This is a genomic window from Methylotenera sp. (assembly GCF_029946165.1).
Lineage (GTDB): Bacteria > Pseudomonadota > Gammaproteobacteria > Burkholderiales > Methylophilaceae > Methylotenera.
The window spans coordinates 62344-87403 of record NZ_JAQSDZ010000022.1 but is presented as its reverse complement, the minus strand read 5'-3'; the positions used below and the strand labels follow the sequence as shown (position 1 = coordinate 87403).

Here is a 25060-nt window from a genome sequence, read left to right as displayed (position 1 = left end):
CACTTTGATATTTAAATAAAAAAAGCTGAAACCTTGATGGTCAGCATTTTTATTTAATGGTGCGCCCGAGATGATGAACCTGGGCACTGGTCAATAAAAGTCAGGCTTATTTGAATGTAGTTCAGGGCCGCAGCCTCATGGAAATGCTACAAAACTCCATTAAGCGTTATCAAAACAAAATTATCACTGCCGCCGAGTTAATGGATGAACTGATTAACGTCAGTAAAGAAATCGTATATGGTGATAGTGAAGCTGAACGCTTAAAACTTAGCCCATTAGAGTTTGCCTTCTATACTGCCGTTGCGAATAACGACAGTGCCAAGGAGCTGATGCAACAAGATAAGTTGCGTGAATTGGCTGTCGTGTTATTACAACGAGTTCGGGAAAATGCATCCATTGACTGGACAATTAAAGAGAATGTCAAAGCAAAACTCAAGGTAATCGTCAGGCGAACACTAAGACAGTTTGGCTACCCACCTGATATGGAGTTACTGGCAACTGAAACAGTACTAAAGCAAGCCGAATTGATTGCGTCAGAATTAGCTCAGAATTCAGCAACCTGGTCTAGTACAGCTTATCGATTTCTCAAATTGTTACAAATATGTCATACGACTTAATTTAGAGACATTAAAAAACAAAAGGTTAATTTATCGCCCCTTTCGCTTTTAGTAGCTCTCCGATGTGAGTGTTACCTGAGCTCTCAGCTAAGGCTAATGCAGACTTTCTATCCTTACCACGAGCAAAGATGTCTGCGCCTCGCTCAATTAACAATTCAGCCACCTCAGCAGTGCCTCCAGACAGCGATAACAATAAAGGAGTAGAGCCCTTGCTATCCCGATCGTTAACATAAGCTCCTTTCTGAATCAGCATTTCTGCGATATTTTTATAACCAGGCAACTGCTTACTACAAACTAACAAAAGCGGTGTCACTCCCATTTTGTCATGGGCGTTTACATCTGCACCTTTACTAATTAGGATGCTAGCGATCACTGTGTAGCCTCTTTTTAATGCCATTAGCAAAATTGGTGTGCCATCATGATCTGAAATGTGAATATTGAAATTACTTCTTACGAAGAGATCGACAACGGCTCGATTATCATCATGGATTGCTTGCAAGAATTGTTCATTACTTCGCTCAATCCCCAATAGACGTAATTCATTGATAGCGGAATCAATCCTTTCCGCCTCACGTATGTAGTGTGACTGACGTACTTGCCTGAGTCTAAGAATATCATCCATTACATCTTTCGGAAATCCTTGACGTCCACCACGAGAATCGATGATAAGTCCGCTGAAATAGTCGTGGATATCTGGCGTATGCCACAATTGCTCAATCTTAATCAAAATGCGATCAAAATGTTTTTCAAGAGCATACGGATAATTTTCACCGAGATATTCAAAGAAAGGATGTTTTACTGACATATTGTATATGTATGGACTACATTATTAAGATGATAATGTCACAGTATATGAGATTATCATAGTGAAAACATTGAACAGAAAATACAACTTAATCATCTAACATTCTGAATGTGTTAAGTAAATAATAAGAATTCTAGCAAATTTAAGGTATAGCCATGAGTTTACCAAAGGCGCTACGAAAAGACAAAAGGCTTGCAGTCGTTAAACTGTAAGCCTTTGTTTTTATGGTGCGCCCGAAGAGATTCGAACTCCTTACCCCTTGGTTCGTAGCAAGTTAAATTATAATTTCCCATAAAATACAAATAGACACTATTGGATGCTATAGTACATAAAATCCCTTTATATTCATATTGTTAATTGTGTTAAATGAATGTATAGTTCGTCCTATGCGGTGTATTAAGCTCCTATAAAAGCTGACCACCGGTTTACCCCTCGGTTTACCCCCGTAAACGCAAAAGGAGAATGTGATGACTAGGTATCCAAAAAGTGGAAAAGGGAAAAAGTGGACGATTAAGGAGTTGGATGCAATCGGCGCAGACTGGAAAGGTGATACGTTAAATGATGGAGACGGCCTATCCGGAGATGTCCGTCTTGCTGGGAAAGTATCAATCCATTTTCGTTATGCATTCAAATGGCAAGGCAAGTTGGCATGGCATTATTGCGGAGCTTATCCAACCACTGACATGGTCACCATACGCGATGCGCGCGACAAAGCGCGTGATTTAATCAAGGCAGGCATTGACCCACGCGCCAACAAGGTCGCGGTCAAAATCGGGGCTCAGGCCGCTATCGTGGAGGTCATTCGTGCTGACGAGCAAAAGCGCACCGAAGCGCTCACCTTCAATGATCTTTACGCGGTATGGATTAAAGATGGCGTAAACCGCAGTGACGGCAATAAATATCTTATGCAGTCACTTGGCAAGCACGCCATTCCTGCATTGGGTAATATCGAATTGCGCCATTTAACCGAGAATCACTTGCGGGATGTTTATCGGGCGATCATCGCCGCTGGTAAGACGCCGACGGCAGTGGAACTATCGAAGGACATCGGACAGATGTTGCGCTGGGCGGAAAAGCGCAAACCTTGGCGCGCCTTGCTGATCGACGGCAATCCCGCAGAGTTGGTGGACATCAAGCAACTTGTACCTAATGACTATACCAAAGAACGCAAGCGGCAATTGAGCCTTGAAGAAATCGTCAAACTGAAGATGGTATTCGATGAAATGGCGAAGTGCTATGCTGACGCCTCTCAGAAGTATGGTACTGAGCGTCCTCTAAAAAAAGAAGCGCAAATTGCTTTATGGTTATGTTTAGGGACCATTTGCCGCATTGGTGAATTGTTGATGACAGAATGGAAGCATGTCAACTTAGAACAGAGAACATGGTTTATACCTGCGGCTAACACCAAAGGTGAACGCGGTCAGAAACGTGACCAGCTTGTTTACTTATCGGACTTCACGCTCAATCAATTCAAACAACTGCACGCCCTCACTGGCGACGGTGACTGGGCATTTCCTGCACGCTACAAAGAAGGACATATCTGCGAAAAAACGGTCAGCAAACAGGTGGGTGATAGGCAAGTGAAATTCAAGCAACGTAGCCGAAAACTCCAATGCCGGGTTGAAAATAACAGCCTCGTCACCGGCGATGTAGAATGGACGCCGCACGACTTGCGCAGAACGGGCGCAACGCTCATGCAGAAATTAAAAGTTAGCCGCGAAGTGGTCAACCTCTGCCAGAACCATGTAATTGGCAGCAAGGTTGACCGGGTGTACTTGCTCGACGACTACGCAGATGAAAAGCGTGAAGCATGGATTACGTTGGGCAATCGTATTGAAGCTATTTTAGGCGCAAATAATGTTGTGCAGATTAAAGCAGCTTAAGTAGAAAATGAACTAGCGACAATTTCTTATAGTTACATTAATGATAAGGTTGGCGTTTGCTTGAGTGTGCTATATTATAATTTGAATATAAGTAACATATAGGTTACCATTATGGTATTGAAAATTAAAGTTGAAGAATATCTAGGCTATGATGGTACTAGCCCTTACCAATCATGGTTTGATAGCCTTGATGCTCAAGCCGCTGCTAAAGTGGTTACGGCAAAGCTGCGAATGGAACTTGGTAATACCTCAAGCGTAAAATGGTTTGATAGCATTGGTGAGTACGTTATTAATTGGGGGCCTGGATACCGTATATACCTTGCTAAGGATGGTGAAACGCTCATTATTCTATTCGGTGGCGGCACTAAGCGTGGCCAGCAGAAAGATATTGACCGTGCGAAAGAACTGCATGCCGAGTACAAGCTCAGAAAAAAAGAACATTCTGCTAATAAAACAGCAAACAAACGTAAGAGGTAATCAATATGACACTAACCCGTGACTTCAAAAAAACCATGGTAGAGCGCGTTGAGCGTGACCCTGATTTTGCTAAAGCATTGCTTGATGAAGCTGCTACGTTATTTTTAAGTGGCGAGTCTGAAACAGCGCGACTTATTCTTCGTGAGCTTGTGAATACTACTATTGGCTTTGAGCAATTGGCAGTTGTGACTGATAAGCCAAGTAAAAGCTTGCACCGCATGTTATCGCCTAAGGGCAATCCTAGTATGGATAACCTTGCTGCTATTTTTGGGGCGGTGCGTACGCGCTTGAATGTGGGTCTGGAAGCACATACTGTTGAGCTGGCTTATTCGTAAAAACTATAAGGATAATGGATGCAGAATCCATGCGCGCAGTGGCAGTTTCTGATGTTGATGTAGATAAAGACGGCGAAGGCGGTAAAGGCGGTATTTTTGGATATGGCACATACCTGGCCACTTACGGTTGACCGAGTGTACTTGCTCGACTGCGGGGGTGTTTTTATTGATTTCTGTGAGAACTGTATCGATAGATGTCCCACTGAGTGCTTAATTCTGCTTAGTTTTTTAATTTACTGTAAACCAATACAATCCAAATGAATTGATTTAACCTTACCCGAGGAGTAAATACATGGCACAGCACTGTGAGCATCACACTAGGAGAGTAACATATGGCGATATTTTCATCGGATCATGCAATCTGGAAATTCGCCTATGCTGGGGATGAGCTTGATGATTGGCTTCCTTTTGCAGAAGACCTCGTAAATAGCTGGGCGAATCAAAGCAGCGATGAGATCAAATTCCAGTCAACATTCGAAATCATCCTCGCGTCATACTTGCTCATGGACGACTTGTTGCCGCAGGCAGCAAAAAAAGCGTTCGCAAAAATCACCCTTGATGTCATATCCGAAGCAGCGGAAAAAAAGGTCACATTGAATAGTATGTCTTTGCATGCTCCTCCTCCGGGGCGAAAGCAAGACAAAATATCTTATTTTATAAGAATGAGAGAAGTTATAAATCTCATTAAGGAGGGGTATAAGAATCAGGCTGCTTATGAGTTAGTGGCAACGAAACACCATAAGTCGCCAGACACGATTCGACGCGATTACGAGCGCAATATCAAACACCGACAGAAATGAGAAAACGGGGAAATAGATAAATGATTTCCCCGGTGACGTAGCCTTAGCAATCCGTAAAAATTGGCGTCATGTTCAACAACACCCAAAGGGGTACAAACATGACATATACCATCCAAAGGCTTCCAATCGTTTTACGGGAGAGAGGAAGATCACGTAGCGCCCATTATCTAGATATTCAACAAGGTCTTTTCACAACGCCTGTGCAAATTGGACTACGCGCCGTGGGTTGGCCAGCCAATGAAGTGGACACGCTTAATGCTGCGCGCATTGCTGGCAAAACAGAAGAAGAAATTCGCGCGATAGTTGTCAAGCTGGAAGCTGCTCGCAAAGCAGCGGTTTGATGGAGCTGTCATGACTATTATTGATCTGACAGTTTTCGCAACCGAGCCCGTAGAAGCAGGCAAAGGCGGTGAAGGCGGTGTTTTTGAGGTAAGCAATGCCGATTTTGTAGCGGCGGTGTTTCAGTCTATGCCTGAGGGCGCATTTGTTGCGGTGTGCTCCAAGGCGGGTGATCCTACCGCGGGCGGATGGATGGCAAGTCGTGTTGAAGCTGCCATAGAAAATCTCTCATCAAAACATAACAACTTCGTCGGATGTTCAAGTTTTTATCCCGCTGAGGATGGCTCATTCAAGGCGCGCAAGGCACAATTTGCCGCTTGCCATTTTTTGATGCTCGATGATCTGGGTACCAAGGTTCCGCTGGAGCGACTGGCTGGTTTTGAATTATCCTGGCTGATCGAGACTAGCCCAGGTAATCATCAAGGCGGGATCATGCTTGCTGCCCCGATTACCGCCGGTGACGCTGCTGTACGTTTGCTTACCGCTATTATTGATGCAGGTCTTTGTGATGCCGGTGCTACAGGGCCATTAAGTCGCTGGGCGCGTCTTCCCGTAGCTATCAATGGTAAGCCAAAATACATTGACGATGCCGGTGTGCCGTTTCGCTGCCGACTGGTCGAATGGCGGCCTGAGAAGCGTTACACGCCGCAAGAGATTGTAGATGGTCTGCAGTTAGAATTGGCACCGGCTGGGCGACCGAAGAAAGAAGCCAAACTCGCTGGGGATAGTTCGCACAGTTTGGGCAATGAAGCGGACGATGTGTTGACACCCAAGGCGGCGGAAAACCCGGTGGTGAGTGCGCTCAAGGCACGCGGGCTTTACAAAACGCCGCTGGGTTCTGGTCGACATGATGTTACTTGTCCATGGGTGCAAGAACATACCGATGGACTGGATGCGGGCGCTGCCTACTTTGAGCCGGACGAGTTGTATCCCTTGGGTGGTTTTTGTTGCCAACATTCGCACCGCGAGAAATTTCACATTAGACAATTGTTAGAATTTCTGGGTGTGCGTAATGCCGAGGCTCGGCACAAGCCGGTAATTCGAGTAATTGCCGGTGACTTGCATCGCGTGGTGGATGCGGCGGAAAAAGAGTTGGCGAATCGCGGCAGGCACTATCAATCAGGTGGTTTGATTGTGTCGGTTTCGACTGATCCGACTTCGGGCGACCCTTCGATTGTGCCGACCAGTGCGCCCGCGCTGACGCGGGAGTTGTCGGTTGCTGCATCCTGGGAGAAATATGACGGCCGTGCGGAGGATTGGGTGCGCTGTGATCCGCCTACGCGGCATGCTGCGATTCTTTACGATGCACAAAATTTTCGCCATTTGCCTCCGTTGGCAGGTGTGGTGCGGCAGCCGTACTTCCGTGAATCTGATGGCGAGCTGATTACGCAAGCTGGATATGATAAAACCTCCCAACGTTTTGGGGTGTTTGACCCGCGTCAATTCGTAACTCCTGATCCGACACTTGAAGCGGCACAAGCGGCTCTGGCCCTATTGGAAGAGTTGCTCACCGAGTTTCACTTCGTTGCTGCCACCGATAAGGCGGCTGCATTGTCGGCTATCTTTACCGCGGTCGTGAGACCGTCTCTCGATTATGCACCTGCCTTTCACTGTAAAGCACCCGTGTTTGGTAGTGGAAAAACCTATCTGTGCGAACTGATTGGTGCATTCGCTGGCCCTGGCGGCAATGCCAAAGTCAGTTATCCCACCAGCTCTGAAGAGGCAACCAAAGTTATTCTATCGTTGTTGCTAACCAGCCCAGCAGTCATTGAGTTTGACGATATGGATACGGACTGGATACCACACGGAACAATCAAGCGCATGCTGACTGCCGACAAGATTACGGATCGTATTCTGGGTGTGAGTAAAACGGCGACGGTGAGCACACGGACTTTGTTTCTTGGCTCTGGTAATAACGTTGGGCCGGTGCGCGATTTACTGCGGCGGGTACTGACCATCCATATTGATCCACGTTGCGCTACACCAGCCACCATGACTTACAAAAACTTTCCTGTCGATAAGGTGCGTAAGAATCGCGGGCGTTATGTAGCTGCGGTACTGACCATCATCCTGGCATGGCGCAAAGCTGGTTCGCCGCGTGCTTCCGTGGAAAACATTGTTACCTTCGGCGGTGCATGGTCGGATTATTGCCGGTATCCATTGATGTGGCTTCGACATCCTGACCCGGCAACGGCACTGTTAGAACAGGTTAAGCATGATCCTGACGGCGATTCACTCGCTGGGTTAATGACTGAGTGGCGTGCTGTATTTGGCACTATGCCAACAACAGTACGCAAGGCGGTGGAGCGGGCTGAGGGATCGCAATCAGACTTGCTCGAGGCGATGCGTGAATTTCCTGTAGAAGAAAAAGGATCAATCAACCGCTCGAAGCTAGGGTGGTTGTTGAAAAAGAATGCGAACCGGATCGTTGCAGGCATGGAATTTCAACAGTCAACAGCAGATGGGCGCGTTGCTTGGCGTGTAGTTGTGGTCAATCCACCGCCTTTGCCGCCTTTACCCTCTTTTAGTCCGCCAGTTGATAAAACTGTCACCCATATTGCTAGTGAAGTGATTGAGGTGGAAATATGACACCCGCTGAAATCATTGAATTTGTAGCAGAGGAAGGTGTGGTGCTTGCGATTTCAACTACAGGACATATTAAAGCCACAGGTGATCAATCGGTAATAGATGAATGGCTACCGACAATGCAATAACAAGACCGACATTCTGTGTGAATTACAGCGTAAGCACAGGCGTGCAAAGGTGCTGGCGTTGCTGGAAGGAAAACGTTTCGCCCTGTTTGTGGATGATGACAAGACCGATCCCGTGATCGCGGTGGTCGGCATTCAAGACCTGGCTACTTTCGAGCTGGCAATACCACTACATTCCTACAATGGCATGGTGTTGCTGGAACTCATTGAAAAACATTATGGAGAAAAATATGCAAACACTTGAAAACGGTTCTACCGAAATTTCTTTACCGGTAACCAATACCGAAGATGCACCGCAGAGCAGCTATGATCTGGTGCGCTTCAATGCCATGCAGCACGGCATCCTGAGCCGCTACACCGTGCTTTCCCATGAGAATGCTGGCGAGTATCAGGTGCTGCTGTCGGCGCTGCTGGAAGAGCATCAACCGGCGGGTATGACCGAGGTGCATCTGGTCGAAGAATTGGCGGGCATCATCTGGCGCAAGCGGCGGGTTTTGCAGGCCGAGGGGGCGAATATCAATCAGGGCTTGAAGGGCGCTGCGAAGAACGCAGAGAGTGTGGTTCCATCGGCGGCACCGTTTGAGACTGGCCTGACCGGCAAGAACACCGACTTGCGCGATCTGGTGGGCATGACGCCGGAGGAAATAACCGAGAGCCAGCGGGATACGCGACACGATTTGGATGCGACACAGAAAGCGGCGGCAATCCTGCGGCGTGGCGGTGCGAACGCTTATGACAAAGCTTTGCGGGCGCTGCTGCCCGATTCACGCGAATGGTGGCAGGACTATGTTGATGAAGAGGAATACACGGCGACCGCCGAAGGGCTGGCCGATTTTATCCGCGAGCATATTGAACCAATCTGTATAGGCATGGAAAAAGAGGCTAGGCACCATGAGGCAATCAAGGCGCAGACTCTGGGCGAAGGGCTGCAAGTGCATCGTCTGGAAAAACTGACACGCTATGAAACGCACCTTGATCGCAAGTTTGAACGGACACTTGCCATGATTTTGAAGCTAAAAGAGCTTCGCAGCAGAGGGTAAGGCGTGGAATAGGCCATGAATGTGCATGAAAATATCACCCCATGGAAACAGGCTGAAAACCATACGGGGTGCGGCTATTGGCTAAAAATACTCATTCATGAGTAAGTAGATTATGTAAGTTAGCTTAATGATTTCGGCAAAATCTGGGAGAAAAAATGGGTGGCATAAATAGCGGTCGGCGGGATCAAGGCGGCAAGAGCACGACGGAAGATTGTCGTGCGCTGGATGTACGGCACTTGCAGCGAGACGGTTTGCTGTCAGCAGGGCGCTCGTTCAGTGTGGATTGGACTCGCAACGGCAATAAGGTAGCGTCCATTCAAGTTCGGGCGGAAGCGGATCGGGTGATTCTCGACTACCGGCATCAGCGCAACGGTGGCGAATGGAAGCCTGTGAAATATCCTGTTCGGATTGAGTGGACACCCTGCAACTACGGCGGATCGCGGGCGTGGTTTCGCTGCCCAGCGGATGGCTGCACTCGCCGTGTAGCTAAGCTTTTCCTTGGCAGTTCCGGCATTTTTGCGTGCAGGCACTGCTATCAGCTTGCCTATGCCAGTCAGCGTGAGAACGTGGATGATCGTGCAACGCGGCAAGCAAATAAAATCCGTGATCGACTCAAATGGGAGCCTGGAATTTTAAACGGGCATGGCGAAAAACCAAAGGGGATGCGCTGGAAAACCTATTGGCGATTAGCCGTTGAGCATGATGCGTTGGTCAATATTTCTTTACGCTGGATGCAGCAGAGAATGAAAAAGCTGGAGGATAAGTTAGGTGGCTTTGGTGATGATTTGAATCTGTTTCGTAAAATCGAGGTGTAGATAATTGGCTATTTGCAATCTGATATTGGATTCGAATGATGCCCGTCTATCAGCAAGTACTCTGTTTCGTGCAATATCTGGTTGAAAAGATAGGGCTGCTACGCCGGCTAGACAATTCAGTTTCGATGACTGCAATACTGTTGGCAATGGCCAATCCAGAAGGGAACGGCTACATTCGTGGTCTGCACAGAGTCGTCCTTAACTACCATTGATTAGGCTGCCCAATAGCGGACAGTTGCGAATGCACACTAAGTCCCCTCAGCCGCCTGTCATGGAGTCTGTCAAATATTCCAAGACTCATCAGGCTTCCAACCACCCACCCAAGCAGGAATATCTTTAGCAGGCATCGGTCGTGCTACACCATAACCCTGCGCTAAGTCACACCCCAGTTGCAATAGGGCTACACCATGTTCAATGGTTTCTACGCCCTCAGCAATGACTTCACGCTGGAAGGCTTTAGCTAAACCCACAACCCCTTCAATAATAGCTAAATCTTCAGGGTCAATCAGCATGTCACGCACAAAGCTTTGGTCGATTTTAATCAAGTGCGCTGGCAAGCGTCTGAGATAGGTGAGTGATGAGTAACCGGTACCAAAGTCATCCAAGGCAAAGCGAACGTCTAGGTCGATGCAAGCATTCATGGTGGCGGAAACTTGGCTCATATCACTGATGGCACTGGTTTCTAACACTTCTAATTCTAAATGATGGGGTGCCACTTCAGGATGGGCTGCCAGTAGATCTGATAGTCTAGTAACAAAGTTATCTTGTTGTAATTGATAGGCGGCGATGTTGACACTAATAGGGAGATGTATCCCCATGCTTTGCCATTGGCTGATTTGTATCAGGGCGGTATCGATGACCCATTCACCAATGTCCAGACTAATGGCATGATTCTCTATGACAGGTAAGAACAATAAAGGCGGCACTAAGCCGCGTACTGGATGTTGCCAACGGATTAAGGCTTCGACACCAATCACTTCGCCTGTGTGCATATTCACCTTGGGTTGGTAGTACAGCACAAACTCACGTCTATCTAAAGCTGAACGAATATCAACTAATTTTTCTCGCTGAATCTTGACCGCGTCATCTTGTGCGGTATCAAATAAGTGATAGCGGTTTTTACCAGCTTGTTTAGCCACATACATGGCTTGGTCAGCATGACGTAGGAGGTGGTCTGCATCCACATGGTCTTGTGGGTAAATGGCGACGCCGATACTGGCAGTGACCTTCAGCTCAATTTCTCCCACAGTCACGGGATCTGCTGCTACCTGTAATAGCCGATCCAATACAGGCTGACAATCTTCAACTTTAGCTAAATCTGGCAATACTGCAACAAATTCATCACCACCAATACGGGCTAAGGTATCGTCTTCCCGTAGAGCTTCTTTCATGCGTTGTGACAAGGTAATCAGTAACTCATCGCCTACATTATGGCCATGGGCATCATTCACTTCTTTAAAGCCATCTAAGTCCAGGAACGCGACCGCTAATGACTGTTGGTGACGTTGGCACTGCACCATAGCTTGACTGAGGCGGTCTGCCAGCAATACGCGATTGGGTAGATTGGTGAGTGCATCGTAATGGGCGATGTGTTCTAGCTGACTTTGATGTTCTTTCATCGCTGTAATATCAGTAAACAAGGCAACGTAGTTTTGTACTTGGCCAGCAGTATTCTGCACAGCACTGATGGTGAGCAATTCAGCGTAAACTTTACCATTTTTGCGGCGATTCCAGACTTCGCCATACCAGTGGCCTTTTTCTAGTAGGGATTTCCACATCTCGGCATAAAACTCTGGGGATTGGCGTCCTGACTGGAGCATGCGTGGATTCTGGCCAATGGCTTCTTCACGGCTGTAACCAGTAACGAGGCTAAAGGTATCGTTGACTTCGATAATGCTGCCAAAGGCATCGGTAATCAGAATGCATTCACGGGCATTGGTGAAGACGCTGGCGGCTAGGGAGAGTTTTTCTTCGGCTTGTTTGCTTGCGGTGATGTCCATCATGACGCCGCGCAACCACCGAGGTGACCCATCTTCAACAACCACTTTGACCATGTCATGCAACCAAACCGTTCGTCCGTCCTTGGCGATGAAACGGTATTCAAAGTTGTGAGCCTCCGCGCGACCAGTGCATGAGGCGCAATACTCTGGTGCCCAAGAGCGATCATCGGGGTGCAAGTGCTCTACCCAAAAGCCGGGTCGACTCCAGTCGGCTACCGCAAACCCCAGCAGGCGCTCGGCTTCCTGACTGATGAATGTGAAGGAAAACGTTTTGGCATCGGCTTCCCAGACAATCCCGGAGGTCGAATCAACGAGGTCGCGAAACTGTTGCTGACTGGCCTGTAGAGTCTCCTCGGCCTGTTTACGCTCTGTGATGTCATGGCCAATACCCAGCACTCCAATAATGCTCCCATCAGCATCTAACACTGGGGTCTTGGTTGTTTCTAGAAACTCAGTGTGACCATCATCGGCAAAAGTCACTTGTTCTTCATTAATGCATGCAGCACCCGTCTGCACGGCTATCTGGTCATGGGCTCTAAAAAAGTCTGCCAATTCCTTATCGACAAAATCGTAGTCTGTTTTGCCGACGATGTCCTTCTCTTTTGCCCCGAAGAACTTTTCAAAACGTCGATTGCAGGTTAAGTACACACCATTAATATCTTTGAGCCAGACCAGGTCTGGTATGGCTTTAATCAGCGCTTGCAACTGCTGATGCATAAAATTGAGTTGGGTCTTGCTTTCAAGCAGTGTCTGCTCGGTTAGTTTAAACAAAGTAATATCTACATTGGAGCCAAGCATACGCACTGGCATTCCACTGTCATCACGGAATACCTTAGCCACCGCCTTGATGAAGTGAGTTTCACCATTATGCCAAATCACTCGGAACACCGTATCGAAAGGTTTTTCACCTGAGAGCGCAGCCTGTATCTCTCGGTTAGCTTGCTCATGGTCATCGGGATGTAAGGATTTCTCCCAAGCATCCAGTGCCCCAGAGAAGTCTTCGCGGCGTATATGGTAGAGTGCGAACATGGAATCGTCCCATGTCATCTCCTGCGTTTGCAAGTTCCAGTCCCAAATGCCAACGCCGTTACTGATGGTGGCTAATACTAGGCGTTCTTCGCTAGATTTTAGCGTCAATTCAGATTGCTTGTTTTCAGTAGTCATTATTGCCAATAGCATGCCACCTACCGCAATCAACATGCTGAACATCCAGAAATTGACCAGTCCGCTTTCCTGCATATCATTGGCGTAGTGGCCTACACCATGACTCGCACCCCAAAGGGCTTGTAAAAAAATGATGAGGATGAGAAGAGAGGTATAACGTAGTCCAGCGCGTAACCCTGACCAAATAATAAAGGGGATGAGCCATGCGATATCGGGGTCTATTCGAGATGGCGTAACAACCCCATGAAGCAGAACTATTTGCCCCATGAGAATCGTAAGCAAAAATAGTGCTATCAATTCCAATGAGATTTTATTTTCAGGCTGTTGATGAGATTGATGCCAGATTAAAATGAGGGGAGTCACCAAAGCAATGCCAACAGCATCCCCCATCCACCACCGTAGGGCAATGTTGTGCAATAGACTAGGCTCAATAAGCTGTAACACAACCAGTGATAAGGGGCCGATGGCAGCACTAATCAGCGTACTGATCGCTGCACCATAGAACAGGATGCTGAGGTAATCTTGAGGCCTATCTAGCGATCGGTTAATCGGTCTAACATACGTTAATAACCAGTAAGCGCAAACGGTTTCGAGCGTGTTACCTAATGCACTCAACACAGAAAATGTCGGTGTGGCACCTATCATCAAGCCGGCAGCTAATGCACCGCCAAAAACACCTGGGATATATTTTGGGCCAGCTAGTAGCAGTATGGCCAAAGCGAAGCCGCCTGCAGGCCAAAAAATGGTGGCACCAGATTCCATCAAGGAAAATGCTAGGCCTAGCTTTGCTATGACCAGATAAACAAGCAGAACGGTAAGATTCAGCGGTACATCAACCCTGCGGTAGTTTTTAAGGATTGATGCTGTGATGTTGGTTAACTTGGCTGACTTATTCATTACAATCAGTCCTAACTTCTGCTGGATATTCATGTTATCAGTAGGACCTTAAGCATTGTGTCGAGTTTATGACGTGCAAGTTGACTTCTCGCTCACAAACAGCAAGGGTTTTAAAATGATGTATATTAAATAAAGCTGGCATAATTAATCCGCAGGTACTCCAAAGTGCTAATCAGTCATTCAGACCTTAACGGATTTTGCTACATTTTTAATTATTTTGTGCTTGAGAAAAGAAGTATAAAAGTCTTTTAAATTGCAAATCTACGCCTAGGTCAGACAACAGCATTATGCTACGTTTACTTATTTTATATCCGGCTGGTTTGGGCCCCGACTTGCCGGTGATTACCCTAAATGCGCTTCCGGTTAGCTGCCGTTGCCGAGCACATTGCGGCCATCAGACCGCCGTAGAAGTACTACCGTCTTGCCTCACTTCCAACCAAGGCGATGTTTAATTGTTTCCATGGTAAGCGCCGCCCAGCACCCTCTAGATAAAACTCTTAAATCTCGTAAGATTAGGTGTCCACACCTTCAACTGAGTTTTTTGTGAGTTTGAGGCCATTCTTGAAGCAAGAGGAGGCCTATGGCCTCATTTTACCTTTTTGCTTTACTTCAAGCGGTGTGTTGGGCGGTAAGAAGTGTGGTGTAGGTAAACTATTAGGAATGACGACTGCTTAAGTTACTAAAGCCAATTTAAGCGTCTAGCAATTTTACAGTTTACCCCTGAGTTTACCCCTGAACTTATAAAAACAAAAAAGACCTACAGCGATTAAACTGTAAGCCTTTGATTTGATTGGTGCGCCCGAAGAGATTCGAACTCCTGACCCCTTGGTTCGTAGCCAAGTACTCTATCCAGCTGAGCTACGGGCGCATGCGCGGCATTATACTTGATGCCGCTGGTTTCTAAAAGAACTATATGATAATTTTAATAGAATTATTACTTGGCGGAGAGCTAGGGATTCGAACCCTAGATACAGGGTTAAGCCCGTATGCTTCCTTAGCAGGGAAGTGCCTTCGACCACTCGGCCAGCTCTCCGTTTTCTTACGCTTTTCAATTAAATTTTCTTAATTGAGGCGCGATAATACTTGATTCACGCCTAAAAATCAATGATAAATAGGTGACTAGATTACTATTTTTTATGCCGCGTCTAATTCAAAAGCTTTATGTAATACGCGTACGGCTAGCTCAAGGTATTTTTCATCCACTACAACTGCAATTTTAATTTCTGAAGTCGAAATCATTCTTATGTTGATGCCTTCTTCTGCTAATGTACGGAACATTTGGCTAGCGATGCCTACATGTGAACGCATGCCAACACCGACTACTGAAACTTTGGCGATTTTGTCATCGCCGCTGATTTCGCGTGCGCCTATGTGGCTTTGCGCTTTATCACGCAAGATATTCAGTGCTTTGTTCATTTCATTTTTATGCACGGTGAATGTGAAGTCAGTAGTGCCGTCCGCGCCAGTATTCTGAATAATCATATCGACATCAATATTCGCATCAGCGATTGGGCCTAAGATTTGGTAAGCAATGCCAGGTTTATCTGGTACGCCTAGCACGGTGATTTTGGCTTCGTCACGATTGAACGCAATGCCTGAAATGATGGGTTGTTCCATGTTTTCTTCTTCCTCAAATGTAATCAGTGTGCCGTCGCCTTCCTCTTCAAAACTGGAGAGCACACGTAGCTTAACTTTGTATTTACCTGCGAACTCAACTGAGCGAATTTGCAGCACTTTTGAACCTTGGCTTGCTAATTCAAGCATTTCTTCAAAAGTGATTGATTTTAAACGCCGCGCTTCAGGCACTACGCGTGGGTCAGTTGTATAAACGCCATCAACATCGGTGTAGATTTGGCACTCATCTGCGCCCAAGGCCGCTGCTAGCGCCACGCCAGTAGTGTCAGAGCCGCCACGACCTAGTGTCGTGATGTTGCCATTAGCATCTTCGCCTTGAAAACCCGCAACAACGCATACATAACCAGCATCTAAATCAGCTTTTAGCTTATGTTTATCAATATTGAGGATGCGAGCTTTGGTATATGCATCATCCGTTAGAATTTTAACTTGTGCGCCTGTGTAGCTTTTCGCCTTAATACCTAATTCTATTAGCGCCAACGCCGTTAAGCCAATGGTCACTTGTTCGCCAGTGGATATAATCATATCCAATTCGCGCGGATCAGGCTCAGCCATAAGTTCTTTTGCTAAACTAATAAGTTTGTTAGTTTCACCAGACATGGCTGAAACCACCACTACAACTTGATGCCCCATTGCTTTATAACGCGCTACGCGTCGGGCAACATTGCGTATCCTCTCAGGATTCGCTACAGAAGTGCCACCATATTTTTGTACAATCAATGCCATTTTTAGCTCTTAAATTTACTTGATTAAAGTTGAGTTGAATTATAGTTTACTGCTTACCCAGTCGTTTACGCTTGCGAGTGCTTTTGGTAATTGGCTCGCATCAGTGCCGCCCGCCATTGCCATATCAGGCTTGCCGCCGCCTTTTCCGCCTACTTGTTGTGCTACAAAGTTGACGAGTTCGCCCGCTTTGATTTTAGTAGTTAAGTCAGGCGTAACACCTGCGGCCAAACTTACTTTGCCATCGTTAACACTGGCTAAAACTATGGTTGCAGATTTTAGTTTATCTTTTAGTTTATCCATCGTCTCGCGCAAGGTATTTGCATCGGCGCCTTCAAGCGTCACAGCCAATACTTTTACCCCTGAAATTTCAGTGGCTTGCGTGGCTAAATCATCGCCTTGAGATGAAGCTAATTTAGATTTAAAACGCGCTAATTCTTTTTCCAGTGATTTCGCATGGTCAGTTAATTGCGCAACTTTGTTAGCCAATTCGGTAGTGGGTGCTTTTAGGTCGGCTGAAAGTTGAGAAATTAGTGCTTGTTGAGCGTTAATCAATTTTAGCGCGCCATGACCAGTTGTCGCTTCTAAGCGACGAACGCCAGCGGCTACGCCACTTTCGGCATAAATTTTGAATAGGCCGATATCACCCGTGCGGCTCACATGGGTACCGCCACATAACTCAGCGGTGCTACCAATATTTAATACGCGCACAATATCGCCGTATTTTTCGCCAAACAGCATCATTGCACCTGTTTTTTGCGCGGATTCAATATCCATTTCACGTGCTTGAGTTGCTGCATTAGCTAGAATTTCAGCATTTACAATTGCCTCAACTTCGGCAATTTCTTTATCTGTCATTGGTGCATTATGCAAAAAGTCAAAACGGGTTTTATCCGCATCTACTAATGAACCTTTTTGTTGCACATGTATGCCCAATACTTCACGAAGTGCTTTGTGCATTAAATGGGTCGCTGAGTGATTGCGCATAATATCAGCTCGAGCTGTTAAATCCACGCTCGCCTTTAGGCTTTCACCCACGCTAATTTTGCCAGTTTTTAAAATGCCATGATGACCAAAAACAGCGGCTTGGATTTTTTGCGTATCCTCTACAGCAAAAATACCATTCTCTGCTTTAAGTACGCCGTTATCACCTACTTGACCACCAGACTCAGCATAGAACGGTGTGTTATCTAACACCACTACGCCTTGCTCGCCTTCTGATAATTGATTCACAGCTACGTCATCTTTGTATAGCGCTAAAATCATAGCGCTAGCTTCTAATGATTGATAACCTTTAAAGTCGGTATTCGCACCACTGTATTCAAGATTAGTTGCCATTTTGAACTTACCAGCGGCACGCGCTTGTTCTTTTTGGCGTGTCATTGCAGCGTCGAAAGCGGCGCTATCTACATTGACCTCACGCTCACGACAAATGTCTGCTGTTAGATCAAGTGGGAAACCGAAAGTGTCATGCAGTTTAAACGCTAGGTCACCATTGAAAAGGCGATTGTTCGCTTTAGACATGGTTGCCAGCTCAGTTTCTAAAATCTCCATCCCATTTTCAATGGTTTCAAAGAAACGGTCTTCTTCCAACTTCAACATATCCATAATGCGCGTTTGATTCGCGACCAGTTCAGGATACGCTTCACCCATTTGTTTAACCAAATCAGGCACAAGTTTGTAGAAGAATGCTGCGCGAGCACCTAATTTATAACCGTGACGAATGGCACGGCGAATAATGCGCCGTAGCACATAACCACGGCCTTCATTGCCAGGAATCACGCCGTCTGCGATTAAGAAACTACAAGCGCGGATGTGGTCGGCGAGAACTTTAAGTGACGGGATACTTAAGTCTGTTGTATTGGTTTCACGCGCTGCGGCGCCGATTAAGCCTTGGAAAATATCGATTTCGTAGTTAGCATGTACATGCTGCAATACAGCAGAGATGCGCTCCAAACCCATGCCTGTATCTACAGATGGTTTTGGTAGCGGATGCATTACACCCGCCTCATCGCGATTGAACTGCATGAATACATTGTTCCAGATTTCGATGAAACGGTCGCCGTTTTCATCTGGGCTGCCTGGAGGGCCGCCAAAATGGTGGTCGCCGTGGTCGTAGAAAATTTCGGTACATGGGCCGCAGGGGCCAGTGTCGCCCATCATCCAGAAGTTGTCTGATGCGTAACGTGCGCCTTTGTTGTCGCCAATGCGAATAATCCGCTCGGCTGGCACACCAATTTTGTCATGCCAAATGTTGTAGGCTTCATCATCGTCTGCATAGACGGTAACGGTGAGTTTGTCTTTTGGTAGTTTAAATACCTCTGTTAACAACTCCCAAGCGTAGGCAATCGCGTCATCTTTAAAGTAATCACCAAAGCTAAAATTGCCTAACATTTCAAAAAATGTATGGTGGCGCGCGGTGTAGCCTACGTTTTCAAGGTCATTATGTTTGCCGCCAGCACGTACGCATTTTTGGCTACTGGTTGCGCGAGTGTATGGCCGTTTGTCAAAACCCAAAAATACATCTTTAAATTGGTTCATCCCAGCGTTGGTGAATAGCAGGGTAGGGTCGCCGTGTGGAACTAGCGAGCTTGAAGCAACGATTTGATGGCCTTTAGAGGCGAAAAAATCGAGGAACGCTTTGCGGATTTCGTTACTGCTTGGATTGTTACTTAGTTTAATTGTCATATTTTCAATAATTATGTTTTTTTTGTAAGAGCTTGATAAATGATGCTTTTACAGATTGTCTTCGTTACTTTTAGTATTCAAAACTTTTTTAATCACATCAAAGCTAAAGCCACGGCTTTGTAAAAATCTAGCTTGTTTTGCCCAATCTTCGCGGCTGCTTGGTGTGGCCTTAAACTTTTTTCGACAAATTTCGCGCGCAAAATCTAACTCATTTATCTTTACTTCTTCAACCGCGTTAGCGATTAAATCATCGGCTACGCCTTTTTCTCGCAACTCATTGGCTACGCGTGCGCTACCAAATTTACTTTGTCTTGCATGCACTAACTGCTCTGTAAACCGAGCGTCTGAAAGCCAACCACGCTTTTTAAAGTCATCCAGAATTGCCGCAATCTGCTCAGAGGCTGGGCTTTCATCAGACTCTTCAGCAAAGGGCTTTAATTTCTGAGTGAGCTCAAAGTATGAATACTCGCGCTTCCCCAGATAATCAAGCGCCCGTTGCCGTAAGCTTTTTGGTTTGAATTCGATTGCGCGCCTCGCTACAGATTCAGTCGTTACAAATTCAACGAATGATTAATCTTCTTCAGAGCGTACTGCAGGCATCGCTTCGCTTAATGATTTCATATTGGCGCGAATTTTTGCATCAATTTCATTGGCGATATCAGGGTGTGATCTTAAGTATTCGCGCGCATTGTCTTTACCTTGGCCGATTTTTTCACCGTTATAGCTATACCAAGAACCTGCTTTTTCAACCATTTTCAAGTTTGCGCCAAGCTCAATAATTTCACCTTCACGTGAGATGCCTTCGCCATACAAAATGTCAAACTCAGCTTGTTTGAACGGTGGCGCGACCTTGTTTTTAATCACTTTTACACGTGTTTCAGAACCAATGACTTCATCACCTTTTTTAATCGCACCCGTACGACGAATATCTAAACGCACAGACGCGTAGAATTTAAGCGCATTACCGCCAGTAGTGGTTTCTGGGTTACCAAACATCACACCGATTTTCATACGGATTTGGTTAATGAAAATCACCATGGTGTTAGTACGTTTGATATTACCCGTTAGTTTACGTAAGGCTTGACTCATTAAACGGGCTTGTAAACCCATGTGTGAATCACCCATTTCGCCTTCAATTTCGGCGCGTGGCGTTAAAGCTGCAACAGAGTCGACCACCACAATATCTACTGAGCCTGAACGCACCAACATATCTACAATTTCAAGTGCTTGCTCGCCAGTGTCTGGTTGAGAAATTAACAAATCAGGCACGTTAACGCCCAATTTCGCAGCATATTGTGGGTCAAGCGCATGTTCTGCATCAATAAACGCTGCTACGCCACCAGTTTTTTGCATTTGTGCAATCACTGAAAGCGTTAATGTAGTTTTACCTGATGATTCTGGACCGTAAATTTCAATCACACGTCCGCGCGGTAAACCACCGATGCCTAGTGCAATATCAAGGCCTAATGAACCCGTTGAAACTGCTTGAATGTCATCACCAATGTCGCTATCGCCCATGCGCATAATGGAGCCTTTACCAAATTGTTTTTCAATTTGTGCGAGTGCCGCGCTCAGTGCTTTGCTTTTATTATCGTCCATGTGTCGCCTTTGAATTTTGTTACTAAGTTAATCGCATGATTATTCCATAAATCTGCAACTAAAGTAAGGCTCTAGTGGCTTTAGATTGTTATTAAATATGTATTAAGTATTTGTAAATTATTGTTTTACTGATCAATGTACATGTATTAATTTTTGCAAATACATGAAACGCGTTACCACAGCCAATTGTGCTTTGTGCGCTATGCAATGGCATAATGCTGCCTAGAGTGATCAACTAGAATCATCAAACTGAATAATTAAACTCAAAAAATAAATAAGGAAATTATTTTGCCTTCAATCTACGATTTAAAGCCGCGATTCCAAGCTTTATTAAGGCCTATCGTCAATGCCCTTGCTGGTGCAGGCATCACTGCGAATCAAGTGACTATTGCAGCCGTGATTTTATCTTTTATTGGCGGGGCTTTAATTGCATGGCAGCCTCATGCTACTTGGCCTTTGCTGGTTTTGCCTTTGATATTGTTTTTGCGCATGGGTTTAAATGCGATAGATGGCATGTTGGCGCGTGAGCATGCGCAACAATCGAAATTAGGCGCAATATTGAATGAGTTGGGCGATGTGATTGCTGATGCTGCGCTTTATCTGCCTTTAGCTTTGCTCCCGCACATCTGCGCAAGCCTGGTAGTGTTGCTAGTATTACTGGCGACTATTAGCGAAATGATGGGGGTGGTTGCTGTGCAGATAGGCGCTACACGTCAGTATCAAGGGCCTATGGGTAAAAGTGACCGTGCGTTTTGGTTGGGCGCAATCGCTCTTGTACTGGGTGTTGGTTTCCCACTGGGTGCCTGGGTAAATTGGCTATTGATTGTGATGCTGTTGTTGTTAATTGTCACGATTATGAATCGCGCTAAAGGCGCATTGAAAGAAACGGCCTAGGCGTAACATGCCGATTAATCTGCAGATTGCCTTGTGGGGAATAGCCGTTATCCTTATCACAGGCACGCTGATTATTTGGCTTAAACGCATTTTTCGCCCAAGTGTAGCCGACCATGAACTTGGCTTACGCATGCGTTCTTGGTGGGTGATGGCAGGGCTGTTTATTTTAGCGATTGCCGTAAACCACACACTTGGTGTCTTGTTTTTCGGGCTGGTGAGCTTTCTAGCACTCAAAGAGTATTTCAGTATCATTCCTAGCAGAAGCGCCGATAAACGTACATTGCTATGGGCGTATCTCGCTATTCCGCTTTAGTATTTGTGGGTTTGGCTGGGTTGGTATGGCATGTTTATCATCTTTATTCCCGTCTATATGTTCTTACTATTGCCGCTCCGCATGCTGATAGAAGGCGAAACACAAGACTTTCTAAGAGCGTCGAGTACGCTTCATTGGGGCTTGATGACAACCGTGTTTTCACTTTCGCATGCGGCGTATTTACTTGCATTGCCTGATCAAGTGAATCCCGCTGCAAATAGCGCTGGCATACTCTTATTTTTGGTGTTTCTCACGCAATTCAACGACATCATGCAGTATGTATGGGGGAAATTGCTGGGTGGCATCAAAGTGATTCCCAAAGTTAGCCCGAATAAAACCTTAGGTGGTTTACTAGGTGGAATCGCAACAACGACCATGTTGTCATGGCTGTTAGCACCCTACTTAACGCCACTTGTTGGTTGGGAGCCGCTTGCCGCAGGCCTGTTGATTGGATTAACTGGTTTTGTGGGCGATGTGAGTATTTCTGCGGTTAAACGCGATTTAGGCATCAAAGATACAGGCCGTCTGATTCCAGGGCATGGTGGTATTCTAGACCGTGTTGATAGCCTGACTTATACCGCGCCATTGTTTTTCCATTTTGTGTATTATCTGCACTACTGAAAACTGCTTGAATCTGCAAATTGCAATATTTGCATCATAATAAAAAGGAGATTAATCGTATGTTAAAGAATTTATTAGTCATTGCTTGCTTGTTAATGAGTAGCACGAGCCTTGCTGCCACTGAAGAGCCTAACCATGCGATACATGAAGAGTTGCGCGGCTTGCTGCAAGGCATAGAAACGGCGATTAACACCGAGAAGTATGAGGATTTAAAGCAGTATTTTGATGAAAAGTTAACAATAACCACCATCAACCAAAACGTGATTTCTACGCCAGAGGGCATAGATGCTTACTTTAAAGACTGGTTTGGCAAAGGTGGCTATTTGAAGAAATTAGACATTAAGTTAATGCCAGATGCTTTGACGAAATTGTATGGTGATGCAGCGAACCCAAGCTGGGGCTTGGTTTATGGCAGAGGCACAGAAAACTACCAATTAGTGGATGGCCGAAATTTAGCCATGAAAACGCGCTGGACTGCCACGGTTGTAAAAGAGGCGGATGGCAAATGGCGTATTTTAGCTTTGCATATAGGTACAAACTTTTACGATAATCCGATTTTTGCAGCAGTGAAAGATTCAACTAAATATTATGCGGCAGGCGGCTTAGTGCTTGGTTTGCTGTTGGGCGTGCTAGGTATGGTGTTTTTACGTCGTAAAAAATCTTAATTACGGTCATTCCCGTGTAGAAGGGAGTCCAGCCAAGCATCAACGTAAGTCGCTGTTACTAAAAACCTACGCGAGAATGACGGATTTTTGATGTTTTTACTCAAACAACTTGTCAAATCGATTTGTGTAACTTTCTAATTTTTAACTCAGGTTTATAAAGTGCTTGACACATAAAACTAAATAACTAATTATATAGTTATGTTGTGAGGTATTTTTAGTTACCCCTCCCTAAATTAAATCCTAATAAACGGAATTCCTTATGATTAGAGTAGCAGAAGAGCATACTTTTACCGCGGTAGATGGTGCAGAGATTTTTTATCGCCATTGGGCGAGCCAGCAGCGGGGCGCTAATAAACGTGCAATCATTTTATTCCATCGAGGGCATGAGCATTCTGGTCGTCAGCAAGATGTGGTGGATGGCTTAAATATGCCTGACTATGACTGTTTTGCTTGGGATGCGCGTGGACTAGGAAAGTCGCCTGGGGTGCGTGGTTATGCCGATAACTTTGGCGTATTAGTGAAAGATGCCGATGTTTTTGCGCGACATATTTGCAGCACCTATGGCTTTAAAATAGAAGAAATTTCTGTGATTGCCCAAAGCGTGGGAGGGGTGATTGCTGCCGCGTGGGTACATGATTACGCGCCAAATATCCGTAGTTTGGTATTGGCTTCACCAGCACTTAAGGTCAAGTTATACGTGCCATTTGCGCGAGCCTCTCTAGCGTTAATCCAAGCTTTAGGGCTTACAAAACTAGTGCCTGCACTCGCTTTTGTGAATTCTTATGTAAAAGCAAAGTGGTTAACGCACGATGAAAAGCGCATTGAATCTTATGATAATGACCCGCTAATCACTCGCCCGATTGCCGTGAATATATTGCTGGAGCTTTACAGTACTGCTGAGCGTTTGGTCAAAGACGCTGCAGCCATTACCACGCCAACGCAGTTTTTAGTGTCGGGTACTGATTGGGTGGTGCATCAACAGCCAGTAAAAGATTTATATGAAAAACTAGGTGCTAGCACTAAGGAGTATCACGAATTTGAAGGCTTCTTTCACGATACATTAGGTGAAAAAGATCGCCATTTGCCATTAACAAAGGCGCGTGAATTTATAGAGAAGCAATATTTAACGCCAGTGGTGCAGCCAGATTTAATTAAAGCAGATATTGCAGGTTACACGTTTGATGAAGCAGAGCAACTTAAAAAACCTTTAACCACTTTCAGTCTAAAGAATCTGTATTTTGCTGCGACCAGAGCGAATATTCGATTTGGCAGCAATATGTCTCATGGTCTAAAACTAGGGGTGGATACGGGTTTTGATTCAGGTAGTACGCTGGATTATGTTTACGAAAATAAAGCCCGAAGCAGAACCTTTGTTGGTGGTGCCTTGGGTGAAATTATTGACAGAACTTATCTCAATGCCATTGGCTGGCGCGGTATTCGTGTGCGCAAAGTACATAACGAAGCCATGTTGGCTAAGGCCGCAGCGCTATTGCGAGCAGCACAGAAGCCAGTGCGCATGATGGATGTTGCCGCAGGACATGGGCGTTATGTATTAGATGCAGCGCTTGCCATAAAAGCCGACCATGTATTAATGCGCGATTATAGCGAGCTGAATGTGACCGCTGGACGTGCAATGATTAAGCAACATGGTTTAGAAAATATTGCTCAATTTGAATTGGCTGATGCGTTTGATGCGGCTTCTATCGCCGCAGTAACCCCTAAGCCAACATTGGCGATTGTGTCTGGCTTATATGAGCTATTCCCTGAAAACTCTTTAATACAAACCTCACTAAAAGGGGTTCACGCAGCTTTAGAGGCGGATGGATACTTGGTGTATACCAATCAGCCATGGCATCCACAGTTGGAGCTAATAGCGCGGACATTAACTAGCCACCGCCAAAATAAAGCATGGGTGATGCGTAGACGCACGCAACGTGAAATGGATCAATTGGTCGCGGCTGCAGGGTTTGAGAAGATTGACCAATGGTCAGACACTTGGGGAATATTTAGTGTATCTCTAGCAAAACGTCGCTAAAGTA

Annotated in this window: 20 protein-coding genes, 2 tRNA genes and 1 pseudogene; 15 read left to right on the top strand and 8 right to left on the bottom strand. The window is 45.9% G+C overall.

What is annotated here, in order from left to right; translation table 11 throughout:
* Positions 1-110 precede the first annotated feature (110 nt).
* Complete coding sequence (locus PSV17_RS11705; protein ID WP_300482821.1) at positions 111-617, top strand: type I restriction enzyme endonuclease domain-containing protein; 507 nt, start codon at positions 111-113, stop codon at positions 615-617.
* A gap of 25 nt (positions 618-642) precedes the next feature.
* Here the strand turns inward: PSV17_RS11705 and PSV17_RS11700 are convergent, their stop codons facing one another.
* Positions 643-1422, bottom strand: coding sequence for an ankyrin repeat domain-containing protein (locus PSV17_RS11700; protein ID WP_300482818.1), 780 nt, complete (start codon positions 1420-1422; stop codon positions 643-645).
* Between the two features lie 467 nt (positions 1423-1889).
* Here PSV17_RS11700 and PSV17_RS11695 point away from each other — a divergent pair, with 467 nt between their 5' ends.
* From PSV17_RS11695 to PSV17_RS11650, 10 genes are all read left to right on the top strand, one after another.
* Complete coding sequence (locus PSV17_RS11695; RefSeq protein ID WP_300482815.1) at positions 1890-3305, top strand: site-specific integrase; 1416 nt, start codon at positions 1890-1892, stop codon at positions 3303-3305.
* Between the two features lie 111 nt (positions 3306-3416).
* Entirely contained in the window at positions 3417-3782 is a 366-nt protein-coding gene (locus tag PSV17_RS11690; protein WP_300482812.1) for a type II toxin-antitoxin system RelE/ParE family toxin, read from the top strand.
* A gap of 5 nt (positions 3783-3787) precedes the next feature.
* A complete protein-coding gene (locus tag PSV17_RS11685; protein WP_300482810.1) occupies positions 3788-4117 on the top strand; it encodes a transcriptional regulator in 330 nt (109 codons plus the stop codon).
* A gap of 332 nt (positions 4118-4449) precedes the next feature.
* Positions 4450-4917 (top strand): hypothetical protein, encoded by a 468-nt coding sequence (locus tag PSV17_RS11680; protein WP_300482807.1) that lies wholly within the window; start codon positions 4450-4452, stop codon positions 4915-4917.
* 98 nt (positions 4918-5015) lie between these two features.
* Positions 5016-5258: an AlpA family phage regulatory protein gene (locus PSV17_RS11675; RefSeq protein WP_300482804.1), complete on the top strand. Its 243-nt coding sequence runs from the start codon at positions 5016-5018 to the stop codon at positions 5256-5258.
* 10 nt (positions 5259-5268) lie between these two features.
* The gene (locus PSV17_RS11670) at positions 5269-7845 is read left to right on the top strand and encodes a DNA-primase RepB domain-containing protein (RefSeq protein WP_300482801.1); all 2577 of its coding nucleotides are present in this window, start codon (positions 5269-5271) and stop codon (positions 7843-7845) included.
* Complete coding sequence (locus PSV17_RS11665) at positions 7842-7970, top strand: hypothetical protein (RefSeq protein ID WP_300482798.1); 129 nt, start codon at positions 7842-7844, stop codon at positions 7968-7970. The genes PSV17_RS11670 and PSV17_RS11665 overlap by 4 nt, the downstream gene beginning before the upstream one ends.
* Positions 7945-8211 carry a hypothetical protein gene (locus PSV17_RS11660; protein ID WP_300482796.1) on the top strand — a complete coding sequence of 89 codons (267 nt, stop codon included), beginning with the start codon at positions 7945-7947 and terminating at the stop codon, positions 8209-8211. The genes PSV17_RS11665 and PSV17_RS11660 overlap by 26 nt, the downstream gene beginning before the upstream one ends.
* Positions 8198-9007 carry a hypothetical protein gene (locus PSV17_RS11655; RefSeq protein WP_300482793.1) on the top strand — a complete coding sequence of 270 codons (810 nt, stop codon included), beginning with the start codon at positions 8198-8200 and terminating at the stop codon, positions 9005-9007. Before PSV17_RS11660 ends, PSV17_RS11655 begins: the two co-directional genes overlap by 14 nt.
* Positions 9008-9162: 155 nt before the next feature.
* The gene (locus PSV17_RS11650; RefSeq protein ID WP_300482791.1) at positions 9163-9822 is read left to right on the top strand and encodes a hypothetical protein; all 660 of its coding nucleotides are present in this window, start codon (positions 9163-9165) and stop codon (positions 9820-9822) included.
* A 281-nt stretch (positions 9823-10103) separates the two neighbouring features.
* Here the strand turns inward: PSV17_RS11650 and PSV17_RS11645 are convergent, their stop codons facing one another.
* The 7 genes from PSV17_RS11645 to recA form a co-directional block, all read right to left on the bottom strand.
* Positions 10104-13883, bottom strand: coding sequence for an EAL domain-containing protein (locus PSV17_RS11645; RefSeq protein ID WP_300482788.1), 3780 nt, complete (start codon positions 13881-13883; stop codon positions 10104-10106).
* 791 nt (positions 13884-14674) lie between these two features.
* A tRNA-Arg gene (locus PSV17_RS11640) sits at positions 14675-14751 on the bottom strand.
* A gap of 71 nt (positions 14752-14822) precedes the next feature.
* Positions 14823-14916, bottom strand: a tRNA-Ser gene (locus tag PSV17_RS11635).
* A 101-nt stretch (positions 14917-15017) separates the two neighbouring features.
* Complete coding sequence (locus tag PSV17_RS11630) at positions 15018-16244, bottom strand: aspartate kinase (protein WP_300482786.1); 1227 nt, start codon at positions 16242-16244, stop codon at positions 15018-15020.
* Positions 16245-16283: 39 nt separating this feature from the next.
* Positions 16284-18929: an alanine--tRNA ligase gene (alaS, locus tag PSV17_RS11625; RefSeq protein ID WP_300482784.1), complete on the bottom strand. Its 2646-nt coding sequence runs from the start codon at positions 18927-18929 to the stop codon at positions 16284-16286.
* Between the two features lie 48 nt (positions 18930-18977).
* A complete protein-coding gene (gene recX, locus PSV17_RS11620; RefSeq protein ID WP_300482907.1) occupies positions 18978-19454 on the bottom strand; it encodes a recombination regulator RecX in 477 nt (158 codons plus the stop codon).
* 45 nt (positions 19455-19499) lie between these two features.
* Positions 19500-20528 carry a recombinase RecA gene (recA, locus tag PSV17_RS11615; protein WP_300482781.1) on the bottom strand — a complete coding sequence of 343 codons (1029 nt, stop codon included), beginning with the start codon at positions 20526-20528 and terminating at the stop codon, positions 19500-19502.
* 288 nt (positions 20529-20816) lie between these two features.
* Here recA and PSV17_RS11610 point away from each other — a divergent pair, with 288 nt between their 5' ends.
* The 4 genes and pseudogenes from PSV17_RS11610 (at position 20817) to PSV17_RS11595 (ending at position 25056) form a co-directional block, all read left to right on the top strand.
* The gene (locus tag PSV17_RS11610; RefSeq protein ID WP_300482778.1) at positions 20817-21422 is read left to right on the top strand and encodes a CDP-alcohol phosphatidyltransferase family protein; all 606 of its coding nucleotides are present in this window, start codon (positions 20817-20819) and stop codon (positions 21420-21422) included.
* Between the two features lie 7 nt (positions 21423-21429).
* Positions 21430-22356, top strand: a pseudogene (locus PSV17_RS11605) (phosphatidate cytidylyltransferase).
* Between the two features lie 59 nt (positions 22357-22415).
* Positions 22416-23021: a DUF4440 domain-containing protein gene (locus PSV17_RS11600; protein ID WP_300482776.1), complete on the top strand. Its 606-nt coding sequence runs from the start codon at positions 22416-22418 to the stop codon at positions 23019-23021.
* Between the two features lie 259 nt (positions 23022-23280).
* Positions 23281-25056, top strand: coding sequence for a bifunctional alpha/beta hydrolase/class I SAM-dependent methyltransferase (locus PSV17_RS11595; RefSeq protein ID WP_300482773.1), 1776 nt, complete (start codon positions 23281-23283; stop codon positions 25054-25056).
* Positions 25057-25060 lie beyond the last annotated feature (4 nt).

Bases quoted from the DNA above. Each gene is read 5' to 3' on its own strand.
- PSV17_RS11700 (WP_300482818.1), bottom strand. From the start codon at position 1,422: ATGTCAGTAAAACATCCTTTCTTTGAATATCTCGGTGAAAATTATCCG.
- PSV17_RS11695 (WP_300482815.1), top strand. From the start codon at position 1,890: ATGACTAGGTATCCAAAAAGTGGAAAAGGGAAAAAGTGGACGATTAAG.
- PSV17_RS11690 (WP_300482812.1), top strand. From the start codon at position 3,417: ATGGTATTGAAAATTAAAGTTGAAGAATATCTAGGCTATGATGGTACT.
- PSV17_RS11685 (WP_300482810.1), top strand. From the start codon at position 3,788: ATGACACTAACCCGTGACTTCAAAAAAACCATGGTAGAGCGCGTTGAG.
- PSV17_RS11680 (WP_300482807.1), top strand. From the start codon at position 4,450: ATGGCGATATTTTCATCGGATCATGCAATCTGGAAATTCGCCTATGCT.
- PSV17_RS11675 (WP_300482804.1), top strand. From the start codon at position 5,016: ATGACATATACCATCCAAAGGCTTCCAATCGTTTTACGGGAGAGAGGA.
- PSV17_RS11670 (WP_300482801.1), top strand. From the start codon at position 5,269: ATGACTATTATTGATCTGACAGTTTTCGCAACCGAGCCCGTAGAAGCA.
- PSV17_RS11665 (WP_300482798.1), top strand. From the start codon at position 7,842: ATGACACCCGCTGAAATCATTGAATTTGTAGCAGAGGAAGGTGTGGTG.
- PSV17_RS11660 (WP_300482796.1), top strand. From the start codon at position 7,945: ATGAATGGCTACCGACAATGCAATAACAAGACCGACATTCTGTGTGAA.
- PSV17_RS11655 (WP_300482793.1), top strand. From the start codon at position 8,198: ATGCAAACACTTGAAAACGGTTCTACCGAAATTTCTTTACCGGTAACC.
- PSV17_RS11650 (WP_300482791.1), top strand. From the start codon at position 9,163: ATGGGTGGCATAAATAGCGGTCGGCGGGATCAAGGCGGCAAGAGCACG.
- PSV17_RS11645 (WP_300482788.1), bottom strand. From the start codon at position 13,883: ATGAATAAGTCAGCCAAGTTAACCAACATCACAGCATCAATCCTTAAA.
- PSV17_RS11630 (WP_300482786.1), bottom strand. From the start codon at position 16,244: ATGGCATTGATTGTACAAAAATATGGTGGCACTTCTGTAGCGAATCCT.
- alaS (WP_300482784.1), bottom strand. From the start codon at position 18,929: ATGACAATTAAACTAAGTAACAATCCAAGCAGTAACGAAATCCGCAAA.
- recA (WP_300482781.1), bottom strand. From the start codon at position 20,528: ATGGACGATAATAAAAGCAAAGCACTGAGCGCGGCACTCGCACAAATT.
- PSV17_RS11600 (WP_300482776.1), top strand. From the start codon at position 22,416: ATGTTAAAGAATTTATTAGTCATTGCTTGCTTGTTAATGAGTAGCACG.
- PSV17_RS11595 (WP_300482773.1), top strand. From the start codon at position 23,281: ATGATTAGAGTAGCAGAAGAGCATACTTTTACCGCGGTAGATGGTGCA.